The 12,356-nt window shown below is 70.8% G+C and carries 9 protein-coding genes; 3 read left to right on the plus strand and 6 right to left on the minus strand.

Annotated elements, in window-relative coordinates:
- Nucleotides 1-96: 96 nt before the first annotated feature.
- From OG379_RS11405 to OG379_RS11425, 5 genes are all read right to left on the minus strand, one after another.
- Nucleotides 97-1,155: a LacI family DNA-binding transcriptional regulator gene (locus OG379_RS11405; RefSeq protein ID WP_405661751.1), complete on the minus strand. Its 1,059-nt coding sequence runs from the start codon at nucleotides 1,153-1,155 to the stop codon at nucleotides 97-99.
- Nucleotides 1,140-2,816 (minus strand): glycoside hydrolase family 13 protein, encoded by a 1,677-nt coding sequence (locus tag OG379_RS11410; RefSeq protein WP_405661754.1) that lies wholly within the window; start codon nucleotides 2,814-2,816, stop codon nucleotides 1,140-1,142. Before OG379_RS11410 ends, OG379_RS11405 begins: the two co-directional genes overlap by 16 nt.
- A gap of 101 nt (nucleotides 2,817-2,917) precedes the next feature.
- Nucleotides 2,918-3,811 (minus strand): sugar ABC transporter permease, encoded by an 894-nt coding sequence (locus tag OG379_RS11415; RefSeq protein ID WP_405661756.1) that lies wholly within the window; start codon nucleotides 3,809-3,811, stop codon nucleotides 2,918-2,920.
- Nucleotides 3,808-4,824, minus strand: coding sequence for a carbohydrate ABC transporter permease (locus OG379_RS11420; protein WP_104785003.1), 1,017 nt, complete (start codon nucleotides 4,822-4,824; stop codon nucleotides 3,808-3,810). The genes OG379_RS11415 and OG379_RS11420 overlap by 4 nt, the downstream gene beginning before the upstream one ends.
- Nucleotides 4,825-4,845: 21 nt before the next feature.
- Nucleotides 4,846-6,117: an extracellular solute-binding protein gene (locus tag OG379_RS11425; RefSeq protein WP_405661758.1), complete on the minus strand. Its 1,272-nt coding sequence runs from the start codon at nucleotides 6,115-6,117 to the stop codon at nucleotides 4,846-4,848.
- Nucleotides 6,118-6,477: 360 nt separating this feature from the next.
- Here OG379_RS11425 and OG379_RS11430 point away from each other — a divergent pair, with 360 nt between their 5' ends.
- Together OG379_RS11430 and OG379_RS11435 are read left to right on the plus strand one after the other, a co-directional pair.
- Complete coding sequence (locus OG379_RS11430) at nucleotides 6,478-7,518, plus strand: LacI family DNA-binding transcriptional regulator (protein ID WP_401510637.1); 1,041 nt, start codon at nucleotides 6,478-6,480, stop codon at nucleotides 7,516-7,518.
- 91 nt (nucleotides 7,519-7,609) lie between these two features.
- Nucleotides 7,610-8,590 carry a phosphatase PAP2 family protein gene (locus OG379_RS11435; protein WP_405661760.1) on the plus strand — a complete coding sequence of 327 codons (981 nt, stop codon included), beginning with the start codon at nucleotides 7,610-7,612 and terminating at the stop codon, nucleotides 8,588-8,590.
- An 81-nt stretch (nucleotides 8,591-8,671) separates the two neighbouring features.
- Here the strand turns inward: OG379_RS11435 and OG379_RS11440 are convergent, their stop codons facing one another.
- On the minus strand, nucleotides 8,672-11,668 hold the full coding sequence (locus tag OG379_RS11440; RefSeq protein ID WP_405661762.1) for a bifunctional [glutamine synthetase] adenylyltransferase/[glutamine synthetase]-adenylyl-L-tyrosine phosphorylase: 2,997 nt from the start codon (nucleotides 11,666-11,668) through the stop codon (nucleotides 8,672-8,674).
- A gap of 148 nt (nucleotides 11,669-11,816) precedes the next feature.
- Here OG379_RS11440 and OG379_RS11445 point away from each other — a divergent pair, with 148 nt between their 5' ends.
- On the plus strand, nucleotides 11,817-12,341 hold the full coding sequence (locus tag OG379_RS11445) for a pyridoxamine 5'-phosphate oxidase family protein (protein ID WP_405661764.1): 525 nt from the start codon (nucleotides 11,817-11,819) through the stop codon (nucleotides 12,339-12,341).
- Nucleotides 12,342-12,356: the final 15 nt, after the last annotated feature.

A 12,356-nucleotide genomic window follows, 5' to 3' on the forward strand; every position in this document is an offset into this window, starting at 1 on the left:
CCAACGACGGTCATCAGCACCGCCGCCGGGGCCCACCGGGCGCGAGTCGGTGCCGGGTCCCCCCTCCGGACCCGGCACCGTCGACGCACCCGCGCTTCAGGCGGCGCGCGCCGCCGCGGTGGACCCCCGTACCACCAGTTCCGGCTGGAACACGTACTCCGTACGCTGCACGGGACTTCCCGCGATCTCCTCCAGCAGCGCGCCGACCGCCGCCGCCGCCATCGCCTGCACCGGCTGGCGCACCGTGGTCAGTGGCGGGTCGGTGAAGGCGATGAGCTGGGAGTCGTCGAAGCCGACGACGGAGACGTCGCGGGGTACGTCGAGGCCCCTCCCCCGGGCCGCCCTGACCACGCCGAGCGCCATCAGGTCGCTGCCGCAGACGATGCCGGTGCAGCCCGCGTCGAGCAGGGCGCCCGCGGCGACCTGACCGCCCTCGACGCTGAACAGGGTGGAACAGACGAGGAGTTCGGCCTCATCGCGGTCCATGCCCAGCAGAGAGACGGCCGCGTCGACGAAGCCGTCCCGCTTGCGGCGCGAGGGAACGTAGCGCTGCGGCCCGATCGCCAGGCCGACCCGCCGGTGACCGAGCTCGGCGAGATGGCCGACGGCCATGCGTACGGCGGCCTGGTCGTCGGGCGAGACGAACGGGGCGCTGATGCGCTCGTTGTAGCCGTTGATCAGGACGAACGGCACACCCCGGTCGGTGAGCGCCGCGTAGCGCGCCGGGTCGGCCGAGGTGTCGGCGTGCAGCCCGGACAGGAAGACGATGCCGCCCACGCCACGCTCGACGAGCTGTTCGACGAGCTCGTCCTCGGTGGCGCCGCCGGGCAGCTGGGTGCAGAGCACGGGCGTGTAGCCGTGCCCCGCGAGCACCTGCTCCACGGACTGCGCGAACGCCGGGAAGATCGGATTGGTGAGCTCGGGTGTCACCAGCCCGATCAGTCCGGCGCTGCGCTGCCGCAGCCGTACGGGCCGTTCGTAGCCGAGGATGTCGAGCGCCGCGAGCACCCGCTGACGCGTGGTGTCCGCGACGCCCGGCTTCCCGTTCAGCACCCGGCTGACGGTGGCCTCGCTGACCGCGGCCTGACCGGCGATGTCGGAGAGCCGCAGCGCCGGTCCGGTCCTGGGTGCGGGGACGGTCACACCGTCCACCACACCGTGGTGTCGGCGGGCAGCTCGGCCGTGTCGCCGTCGGTGGTCACCGGGCCGCTGGCGAGCAGCAGGGTGCCGGGGGCGGGGATCCGCACCGGCTCGCCCGTCGTGTTGACGGTGCAGACGAAGCCGGGGCGGCCGAGGGCGAGCACGCCCTCGGGGGCGTCCAGCCACTCGACGTCCGTGCCGGCGCCGAGGCCCGGGTGCTCGCGCCGGGCGGCGATCGCGGCGCGGTACAGCTCCAGAGTGGAGCCCTCCACACCGGTCTGCGCCTCGACGGAGAGCCCGCCCCAGCTGTCGGGCTGCGGCAGCCAGCTGCCTCCGTCGCCGAAGCCGTACGAGCTGCCCTCGCGGGTCCACGGGATCGGCACCCGGCAGCCGTCGCGGAAGCCGTCCTGGCCCTCGGCGCGGAAGAAGGACGGGTCCTGGCGGGCCTCGTCGGGCAGGTCGGTGACGTCGGGCAGGCCCAGCTCCTCGCCCTGGTAGACGTAGGCGGAGCCGGGCAGGGCCAGCATCAGCAGGGTCGCCGCGCGTGCCCTGCGCAGGCCGAGCTCACGGTCGCCGGGGGTGCGGATCTGGGTGCCCAGGCCCGGCGGGTTGCCGAAGCGGGTGGTGTGCCGGGTGACGTCGTGGTTGGAGAGCACCCAGGTGGTGGGGGCACCCACCGGACGCATCGCGTCGAGCGAGGAGTCGATGACGGTGCGCAGCTCGGCGGCGTCCCAGGCGGTCGACAGGTACTGGAAGTTGAAGGCCTGGTGCATCTCGTCGGGGCGCACGTAGTTGGCGGTGCGCTCGACGGTGGGGGTCCACGCCTCGGCGACGAGAATGCGGTCGCCGGGGTACTCGTCGAGGATCATGCGCCAGCTGCGGTAGATCTCGTGCACACCGTCCTGGTCGAAGAACGGCATGACATCGTTGCCCAGCAGCTTCAGCTGGTCGTGCGATCCGAGGTCCGGCAGGCCCTCCGCCTTGACGAGGCCGTGGGCGACGTCGACGCGGAAGCCGTCGGCGCCCATGTCGAGCCAGAAGCGCAGGATGGAGCGGAACTCGTCGGCGACAGCCGGGTGTTCCCAGTTGAAGTCGGGCTGCTCCGGCGCGAAGAGGTGCAGATACCAGTCGCCGGGGGTGCCGTCCGGGTCGGTGGTCCGGGTCCAGGCGGGGCCGCCGAAGATGGACTCCCAGTCGTTGGGCGGGAGTTCGCCGTCGGTGCCCTTGCCGGGGCGGAAGTGGTAGCGCTCGCGCAGGGCGGAGCCGGGGCCCTCGGCGAGGGCGCGCTTGAACCACTCGTGCTGGTCGGAGGAGTGGTTGGGGACCAGGTCGACGATGATGCGCAGGTCCAGGCCGTGGGCCTCGCGGATCAGCGCGTCGGCGTCGAGGAGCGTACCGAACATCGGGTCGATCGCCCGGTAGTCGGCGACGTCGTAACCCGCGTCGGCCTGCGGCGAGGCGTAGAAGGGGCTGAGCCAGACGGCGTCCACACCGAGGTCCCGGAGGTACGGGAGCCGCGCGGTGACACCCGCGAGGTCCCCCATGCCGTCGCCGTTGCCGTCGGCGAAGCTGCGCGGGTACACCTGGTAGATCACCGCGTCCTGCCACCAGCCGGTGCGGTGGCCCGGGGCGTCGTCGGACGTGCCGGTGGAGGGGGCAGCGAGGTGCTGGGTCATGTCGTCCCTGGGGTGTCTGGGGTGGGGGGCGGCGCCGGGACCGGGTCGGGGAACCGGCGCCGCCGTGACGGGTGCGGTCGTACGGTCGTGCGGACTGTGCGTCAGCCCTTCACGGCTCCGGCGGACATGCCGGTGACCAGGTGCTTCTGCGCGAAGAGGAAGACCAGCGCGGCCGGGATCGCGATGAGCACGGACGCCGCGGTCATCGGGCCCCATTGGGCTCCGTACTGGTTGACGAACTTCTGCAGTCCGCCGGCGAGAGTGAGGTTCTCGTCACCGACCATGAACGCGGAGGCGTACGCCACTTCGCCCCAGGCGGTGATGAAGGAGTAGAAGGCGGTGACGGCGAGGCCGGGCTTGGCGAGCGGCAGGATGAGCCGCCAGAACGTGCCGAACGGGGTGAGCCCGTCGACCTGGCCCGACTCGTCGATCTCGCGCGGGATCGTGTCGAAGAAGCCCTTCATCATCCAGGCGCAGAAGGGCACCGAGATGGTGAGGTAGGTGATGACGAGTCCGGCCGGCTGGTTGAGCAGGCCCATCGTCGACATGATGTTGTAGATCGGCACGATGAGGACGGCCACCGGGAACATCTGGGTGACCAGCAGGGTCCACATCAGCCCACGCTTGCCGGGGAAGCGGAAGCGGCTGACGGCGTAGCCGGTGGTGGCGGAGACGAAGACACCGATGACGGTGGAGAGCCCCGCGACGATCACGGAGTTGGCGAACCAGCTCAGGAACTCGGTGTCCTTGATCAGGTTCGTGTAGTTCTCGAAGGTCGTCTCTTTGAAGAAGTCCGTGGTGGACGCGAACTTCGCGGGCTTCAGCGAGGTCAGCAGGACCCACAGCACCGGGAAGACCGCGATCACCGACGTGATGATCAGGGTGAGGTGCAGGGCCAGGGAGGCGACCGGCGAGCGGTCGCCGCGCTTGCGGGGCTTGCGGGCGCCGTGCCGGGCGGGGGTTGCCGTAGCGGGGGTTGCCGTAGCGGTGGTCACCAGTTGTCTCCCTGCGTGCGGAGCACTCGCCGGTACACCATGGCGAAGAGCATCAGGAGTACGAGGATCAGCACGCCCCAGGTGGAGGACTGCGCGAAGTCGCGCGGGCTGATCTCGAAGGAGAATTTGTACGCCTGGGTCACCAGGATCTGGGTGGCCTCACCGGGTCCGCCGCGGGTCAGCAGGAAGATCACCGGGAACATGTTGAAGGTCCAGATGGTGGAGAGCAGGACCACCGTGGTGGAGACCGGGCGCAGTCCGGGGAGCGTGACGTGGCGGAAGCGCTGCCAGGCGGTGGCACCGTCCATCTCCGCGGCCTCGTACTGCTCCGAGGGGATCGACTGCAGTCCGCCGAGCAGGGCGACCATCATGAACGGCACACCGAGCCAGACGTTGACGGCGATGACGGAGAACTTGGCCCAGGTGGGGTCGTTCAGCCAGGGTATGCCGTCGATCCCGGCGCCGCCGAGGATCTTGTTGAGCAGCCCGTTGTTCTCGTTGTAGAGGAAGCGCCAGGCGAAGACGGAGACGAAGCCGGGGATGGCCCAGGGCAGGATCAGCGCCATGCGGTAGGCGGAGCGGCCGACGATCCTGCGGTTGAGGATGTTGGCCAGGGCCATGCCCAGGCAGAAGGTGATGGCCACACAGGAGACCGTCCACACCAGCGTCCAGCCCAGGGTCCCGAGGAACTGGCTGCCGGTCAGGGCGTCGGCGTAGTTGTCCAGGCCCACGAACTCGTAGGTGGCGGGCATCTCGTTGACGCCGATGGACCGGGCCACGTTGCGCTCGTTGGCGTCGGTCAGCGACAGCCAGATACCGCGGACCAGCGGGTAGCCGATGATCACGCCGATCACGAGCACGACCGGGGCGACCATGGTCCAGGCGTACCAGTGGACCGAGAGGGCGCGCCGGAGCCTGCTCGGCGGCGGGGGGTTACCAGTACCGCGGCTCCGGCCGCGGGCGACGTCGTCGCCCGCGGCCTTCGCCACCGACTGGCTGGTGTGGACAGCCATCAGTCGGCCTGCCTTCCTGAGTTACTTCCAGCCCTTGAGGAGCTTGCGGTAGGAGTCGCCGGTCGCCTCGGCCGCCTTCTCGGGCGTGGTCTGGCCGGTGAGGACCTTGGTGTACTCGACGTTCAGCGGGGCGAAGAGGCTGCCGGTCTCCGGGATCCAGGGACGCTCGACCGCGGTCTCGACGACCGGCTTGAAGAACTGGACGATCTCGCTGTCCACGGCCTCCTTCTTGGCGTACGCGGAGGTGCGGGTCGGCAGCAGGTTCAGCTCACCGGCGGTCTGGGCCTGGGACTCGACCGAGGTCATGTACTCGACGAAGGCATAGGAGGCGTCCAGGTTCTTGGAGCCCGCGTAGACGCCCAGGTTGTGGCCGCCCTGCGGCGCGCCCTGCCCGGCGGAGCCGGCCGGCACCGTGGAGATGCCGAGGTTCGCCTTGTCGGTGAACTCCTTGCCGGTCAGCGTGTCGGCCACGGCCCAGGGGCCGTTGATCATCATCGCGACGTCGCCGTTCTTGAACGACGACATCATGTTCTCCCAGCCGTCCGTGGCGTCGGTCTTGGCCGCCCCGGAGTCGACGAGGTCCTTCACGACGCCGAACGCCTTGGTGCCTTCGGCGTTGTCCACGGTGACGGTCTTCGAGTCGGCGTCGACCAGGTCGCCGCCCTCGCCGTAGAGGAAGGAGAGGAAGTAGTACGAGTCGTCGCCGCGCAGGTAGAGACCGGTCTTGCCGGTCTTCTCCTTGATCTTCTTGGCGATGCTCTTCAGGTCGGCGATCTTCGCGGGCGGCTCGACGCCGGCGTCCTTGAACATCTTCTTGTTGTAGAAGATGCCCATGGAGTCGATCACCTGCGGGACGGCGTACGTCTTGCCCTTGTACTCGGTCGACGCGGCGGCCTGTTTGAGGAAGTCGCCCTCGTCCTTCAGCGCCGCGGTGCCGTCCAGCGGGGCCAGGTAGCCGAGGTCGGCGAACTCGGGGGTCCAGGCGACCTCGGAGCGGATGACGTCGGGGGCGCCGGAGTTGGCCTGGGCCGCGTTCTTGAACTTGTTCTGCGCCTCGCCGAAGGGGACGTTGACGTACTTGACGTCGACCTTCGGGTGCTTCTTCTCGAAGCCCTCGGCGATCTTCTTGAAGACCTTGTCCTCGCTGCCGACGTTCGAGGTGTCCCACCACGTCACCGTGCCGGAGAGCTCGCCCGAGCTCTTGCTGCCGCCGGACTCGTCGTCGCTTCCGCAAGCGGTCGCCGCGAGCGCCAGGGTCGCGACCAGGGCGGTGGCCGTTATGCCACGTCGCATCTGAACTCCTTCAACTGCCGTACCGCTCCGTCGCGGCGCCGGGTCGACGTGAACGTAACAAGGATGAAAGACGACCGAAAGACCTTGCGGAAGATTTCTGCAAGCGCTGCTGATCGTTACATTGGCGTGTCCGCAAGGTTGCCGTCAAGCCTCTTGACGAGAGCTCCTTCAACCTGCCCGCGCCTGGCCAGACCGTTGTAGCGGCTGTACGACGATCCGACCTGTGCGGCCGGGACGGGGACCGCAAGGCCTTGCAAGATGTTGCTGCGGGGAGGGCTCCGACCGGTGATCGCCGGGGCGGATGGCCCGAATCCCGTGCACGGTGGGCAATCCGACACGCGCCCGGTACAGTCCAGTGCCATGACCGCACGGCTTGCCGATATCGCAACTCAGGCGGGGGTCAGCGAAGCGACGGTCAGCCGCGTTCTGAACGGCAAGCCCGGTGTTGCAGCGGCCACCCGTGAATCCGTCCTCGCGGCGCTCGACGTCCTCGGGTACGAACGCCCCGTCCGGCTGCGCCGGCGCAGCGCCGGTCTCGTCGGGCTGATCACGCCCGAGCTGGAGAACCCGATCTTCCCCGCGCTGGCCCAGGTCATCGGCCAGGCACTCACCAGGCAGGGCTACACGCCGGTGCTGGCGACGCAGACGCCGGGCGGCTCCACCGAGGACGAGCTCACCGAGATGCTGGTCGACCGCGGCGTCTCGGGGATCATCTTCGTCTCCGGACTGCACGCCGACACCTCCGCCGACATGCAGCGTTACGAGCAACTGCGCGCGCAGGGCGTCCCCTTCGTGCTGGTCAACGGCTTCTCCCCCAAGGTGCAGGCTCCTTTCATCTCCCCCGACGACCGGGCGGCGATGCGGCTGGCGGTGACGCACCTGGTGGCGCTGGGGCATCAGCGCATCGGTCTGGCGGTCGGGCCCAAGCGCTTCGTGCCGGTGCTCCGCAAGATAGAGGGATTCCACGCCACGATGCAGGAGCAGCTGGACCTCACGGCCGATGCCGTGGAGGAGCTGATCCAGCACTCCCTGTACACGCTGGAGGGCGGCCAGGCGGCCGCCTCGGCGCTGATGGAACGCGGCTGCACCGCGGTGGTGTGCGCGAGCGACATGATGGCGCTCGGCGCGATCCGGGCGGCCCGCCGGCTGTCGAAGGAGGTTCCGCGCGATCTCTCGGTGGTCGGGTACGACGACTCGCCCCTCATAGCCTTCACCGATCCGCCGCTGACCACGATCCGGCAGCCGGTGACGGCGATGGGCCAGGCCGCGGTCCGCACCCTCCTGGAGGAGATCGGCGGCACGCCCGCACCGCACAGCGAGTTCGTGTTCATGCCCGAACTGGTCGTACGCGGTTCGACCGCCTCGGGCCCGGGCCCCTCCCCGGCACGCCGGGCGGTCTAAAGTACTGGATGTGCGACCGGAACCCGACCGGAGGATCATCGGGCAGAGGGGGACGTATCTGGCAGACTCTGCGCCTATGGGTGAATCGCACGTGACCACACAGGAAGACCGCACGGCGGCCACCCCGTCACCCGTCGCGGACGGAACGACGGCGTCCGGTTCGACGAGAGCGATCACCCCCTCACATATGCGCCACCCCTACCTCTCCCTCCGTGCGCTGCGCGCGCCGCGCCGCCCGCGCCTCTGGTTCGAGATCCTGCTGATCGCGGTGAGTTACTGGCTCTACTCGCTGGTGCGCAACGCCGTTCCGGAGCAGAAGGCCGCGGCCCTGCGGAACGCCGACTGGATCTGGTCGCTGGAGCACACCGTCGGCCTCGCCTTCGAGGAGACGGTCAACCAGGCCGTCAATTCGGTGACATGGCTGATCGTGTCGATGAACTATTACTACGCGACCCTGCACTTCGTCGTGACCATCGGTGTGCTCGTCTGGCTCTTCCGCTGCCATCCGGGCCGCTACGCCGCCACCCGTCTGGTCCTTTTCGCCACCACGGCGGTGGCCCTGCTCGGCTATTACGTCTTCCCGCTGGCACCGCCCCGGCTGATGACCGGCGGCGGCTTCATCGACACGGTGATGCTGCACCAGACGTGGGGCTCGATGGCCTCGGGCAACTTCAAGCACATGTCCAACCAGTACGCGGCGATGCCGTCCATGCACATCGGCTGGTCCCTGTGGTGCGGTCTGACCATATGCGTCCTGGCCAAGGCCCCCTGGGCGCGCATCCTGGGCGCCCTCTACCCCGTGGCCACGCTGGTCGTCATCGTGGCGACGGCGAACCACTTCTGGCTGGACGCGGTGGGCGGGATGGCCTGCCTGGCGTTCGGTATCTCCCTCTCCTACGCCTGGTACGGCTCGCTGCCGCACCGGCTGCCGAAGCGGGTGGGGCGGCGCCCCTCCGTGAACCGTCTGCGTGCCCTGAGGAGGCCGCCCACCCGGGTGCCCGAGCTGAGCCCCAGGGCCGGCACGGAAGCCGCAGAGCCCGGGGCCAGGGCGTCGAGCCCGGCCGGCGACTGAGGGCATACGCCGGCCGTCGCGGGGTGAGCGCCCCGGGCTCAGCCTTCCGGGGCCACACCCGGTGGGCTCAGCTTTCCTGGGTCACCCCCCGGCGCCGTAGAACCGCTCATCCACGACGGCCCGCGCACGCCGGGTGATCCGCCGGTAATCCTCCAGCATGTCTCCCACGTGCCCCGGCTCGTAACCGAGGTACCGGCCCACCGCCGCCAGCTCACGCGGGTTCGAGGGGAACGTGTCGCCGGGCCGCCCCCGCACCAGCATCACCGCGTTGCGCACCCGCGAGGCCAGCACCCACGCCTCGTCCAGCGTCTGGGCCTCCTCCGCCGGGATCAGCTCCGCCGCACACGCCGCCGCCAGCGCCTCCCGCGTACGCGGGGTCCGCAGGCCGGGCTCCGACCAGCCGTGCTGCATCTGGATCAGCTGGACCGTCCACTCGACGTCGCTCAGGCCGCCGCGCCCCAGCTTGGTGTGCAGCGTCGGATCGGCGCCGCGCGGCATGCGTTCGGACTCCATCCGCGCCTTGAGCCGCCGGATCTCCCGGACCGCGTCGTCCCCCAGCCCTTCCATCGGGTACCGCAGAGGGTCTATGAGGTCGACGAAGGCGCGGCCCAGCTCCTCGTCCCCGGCCACCGGGTCGGCGCGCAGCAGCGCCTGGCTCTCCCAGATCAGCGACCAGCGCCGGTAGTAGGCCTCGTACGACTTCAGGGTGCGGGCCAGGGGCCCGGTCTTCCCTTCCGGACGGAGGTCGACGTCGATGAGGAGCGGCGGGTCGGCGGTCGGCAGCTCCAGCAGCCTGCGCATCTCCGTGACGACGGCGTTCGCGGCCCGGGCCGCCTCCTCGTCGCTGACGCCCTCCCGGGGTTCGTGCACGAAGAGGACGTCCGCGTCCGATCCGTAGCCCAGTTCGTGCCCGCCGAAGCGGCCCATGCCGATGACGGCGAACCGGGTCGGCAGGGTGTCCCCCCACTTGTCACGGACGGCGGCGCGCAGCGCACCGGACAGCGTGGCGGCGTTGAGGTCGGTGACCGCCGAGCCGACCCGGTCGACGAGGGCGCCCGGGTCGGATTCGGCCGGGTTGTCCTCGGTGCCGTACGAGCCGATGATGTCGGCCGCCGTCGTACGGAACAGCTCCCGGCGCCGCACTCCGCGCGCCACGGCGACCGCCGCTTCGGCCCCGGGCGCCCGGCCCACCGCGGCCAGCACCTCCTGTTCCAGGTGGTCCCGGCTGCGCGGCTTCAGCCCTTCGGGGTCGCCGAGGATGGCGACGGCCTCGGGAGCGCGCATCAGCAGGTCGGGGGCGAGACGGCCGGCGGAGAGGACCCGGGCGAGGTTCTCGGCCGCGGCGCCCTCGTCGCGCAGCAGCCGCAGATACCAGGGGGTCTTGCCGAGGGCGTCGGACACCTGGCGGAAGCCGAGGAGCCCGGCGTCCGGGTCGGCGGAGTCCGCGAACCAGCCGAGCAGTACCGGCAGCAGCGTGCGCTGGATCGCCGCCTTGCGGGAGACGCCCGAGGAGAGGGCTTCCAGGTGCCGTAGCGCGGCGGCGGGATCGGCGTAACCGAGGGCCTCCAGACGGACCACGGCGGCCTTGGCGCTGAGCCTGCTCTCGCCGGGGGCGAGCTGGGCGACGGCGTCCAGGAGCGGCCGGTAGAAGAGCTTCTCGTGCAGCCGGCGCACGACGGAGGCGTGCCGCCGCCACGCCCGGTTGAGCTCGGCGACCGGGTCCGTACGCAGCCCGAGGGAGCGCCCGAGCCTGCGCAGGTCGGCGTCGTCCTCGGGGACCAGGTGGGTGCGGCGGAGCCGGTAGAGCTGGATGCGGTGCTCCATGGCCCGCAGGAAGCGGTAGGCCTCGTCCAGCTGCGCGGCGTCGGCGCGCCCGACGTATCCGCCGTCGGCGAGGGCCCGCAGGGCCTCCAGCGTGGAGCCGGCGTGCAGGGTGCTGTCGCTGCGGCCGTGGACGAGCTGGAGCAGCTGGACGGCGAATTCGACGTCCCGGAGCCCGCCGGGGCCGAGCTTGAGCTCCCGGTCGACGCGGTCGACGGGGATGTTGTCGACGACGCGGCGGCGCATCTTCTGTACGTCGCCGACGAAGTTCTCCCGGTCGGCTGCCTGCCACACCAGCGGGGACACGGCCTCGACGTAGGCCGCGCCGAGCTCGGGGTCCCCCGCGACCGGCCGGGCCTTGAGCAGGGCCTGGAACTCCCAGGTCTTGGCCCAGCGCTGGTAGTACGCGAGGTGCGAGGTCAGGGTGCGCACCAGTGGCCCGTTGCGGCCCTCGGGGCGGAGGTTGGCGTCGACGGGCCAGATCGTGCCTTCGACGGTGGTGTCGGAGCAGATCCGCATCAGGTGGGCGGCGAGCCGGGTGGCGGCCTGCATGGCGCCGCTCTCCTCCGCGCCGTCGACCGGCTCGGCGACGAAGATGACGTCTACGTCGGACACGTAGTTCAGCTCGTGTCCGCCGCATTTGCCCATCGCGATGACGGCGAGCCGGCACTGCGCGGCGTCCGAGGGCGCGGCGGCGCGGGCGATGTCGAGCGCCGCCCGCAGGGTGGCCGTCGCCAGGTCGGCGAGCTCCGCCGCGACCTCGGCGACATCCGTCGTCCCGCACACGTCGCGGGCCGCGACGGACAGGAGGGACCTGCGGTAGGCGACCCGCAGCGAGTCCGGGTCGACGGCGTCGCCGAGCATCTGCTCGAACTCGGGAACCCCGGGGTGCAGGTCGGTGGCCTCGTAGGTGACCAGCACCTGCCAGTCGCGCGGGTGCCGCGCCAGGTGGTCCCCGAGCGCCTCGGAGGCACCGAGGGCGCCGAGGAGCCGGTCCCGCAGCGGCTTGGCCGTGATGAGCGTGTCCAGCAGGATCTGCCGCTCGTCGGCCTCCTCGGCCTCGACGAGCCGCACGAGGCCGTGGAGGGCCAGATCGGGGTCGGCGGTCGCGCCGAGCGCCTCGAAGAGGACGGGATCGGCCCGTACGGACGAGAGCTCGGGCAGGTCGAGCAGCCGTTCGGCGGCGGACGGATCGGTGAAACCGTGCCGCAGCAGTCGGGTGAACGTACTGCTCCTGCGTCCCGGCACCGTCGTCATCCCGCGTCTCCTGCCGCCGATCCCACGTATTCGCCCTTCGAGCCTAGCCCCGCGCCGATGAATCCGACGCCGGAGCGGAGTCCGCACTACAGAGGCAGGATCGACGAAAAGACCACGCCCACCGCCATATCGCTCCTGGAGGCCCGAAATGCCGGAGAAGGACGCCGCCGCCCCTGAGACCGCCCTGGACCCGCACTACAGCAGCGAGGGCGCCGCCGCCCGCCCCTGGGCGGAGGCGGTCTCCCTGCTGGAGCGCGCGGAGCTGTACTGGCTCTCCACGGTCCGCCCCGACGGCCGCCCGCACGTCACCCCGCTGATCGGCCTCTGGTCGGACGGCGCGCTGCATTTCTGCACCGGGCCCTCGGAACGCAAGGCGCGCAATCTGGAATCCAACCCGGAGGTTGTCCTGACCACCGGGGCGAACACGCTGAACGAGGGGTTCGACGTGGTGGTCGAGGGCCGGGCCGCCCGGGTGACGGACGAGCGGCGGCTCATCGCGCTGGCCGAGGCCTGGGAGGCGAAGTACGGCGCCGACTGGCACTTCGGCGTCACGGACGGCATGTTCTCCAACGGCGCGGGCGGCCGTGCGGAGGTCTTCGCGGTGACCCCCCGCACGGCCTTCGGCTTCGCCAAGGGCGACCCGTTCGGCCAGACGCGCTGGTGCTTCGCCTGAGCCGCTCCCTCCGCC

The sequence above is a fragment of the Streptomyces sp. NBC_01166 genome, assembly GCF_045039765.1.
GTDB lineage: Bacteria > Actinomycetota > Actinomycetes > Streptomycetales > Streptomycetaceae > Streptomyces.

Excerpts from the sequence above, each read along its gene's own strand:
- OG379_RS11410 (WP_405661754.1), bottom strand. The coding sequence starts at position 2,816 with ATGACCCAGCACCTCGCTGCCCCCTCCACCGGCACGTCCGACGACGCC.
- OG379_RS11420 (WP_104785003.1), bottom strand. The coding sequence starts at position 4,824 with ATGGCTGTCCACACCAGCCAGTCGGTGGCGAAGGCCGCGGGCGACGAC.
- OG379_RS11425 (WP_405661758.1), bottom strand. The coding sequence starts at position 6,117 with ATGCGACGTGGCATAACGGCCACCGCCCTGGTCGCGACCCTGGCGCTC.
- OG379_RS11430 (WP_401510637.1), top strand. The coding sequence starts at position 6,478 with ATGACCGCACGGCTTGCCGATATCGCAACTCAGGCGGGGGTCAGCGAA.
- OG379_RS11440 (WP_405661762.1), bottom strand. The coding sequence starts at position 11,668 with ATGACGACGGTGCCGGGACGCAGGAGCAGTACGTTCACCCGACTGCTG.
- OG379_RS11445 (WP_405661764.1), top strand. The coding sequence starts at position 11,817 with ATGCCGGAGAAGGACGCCGCCGCCCCTGAGACCGCCCTGGACCCGCAC.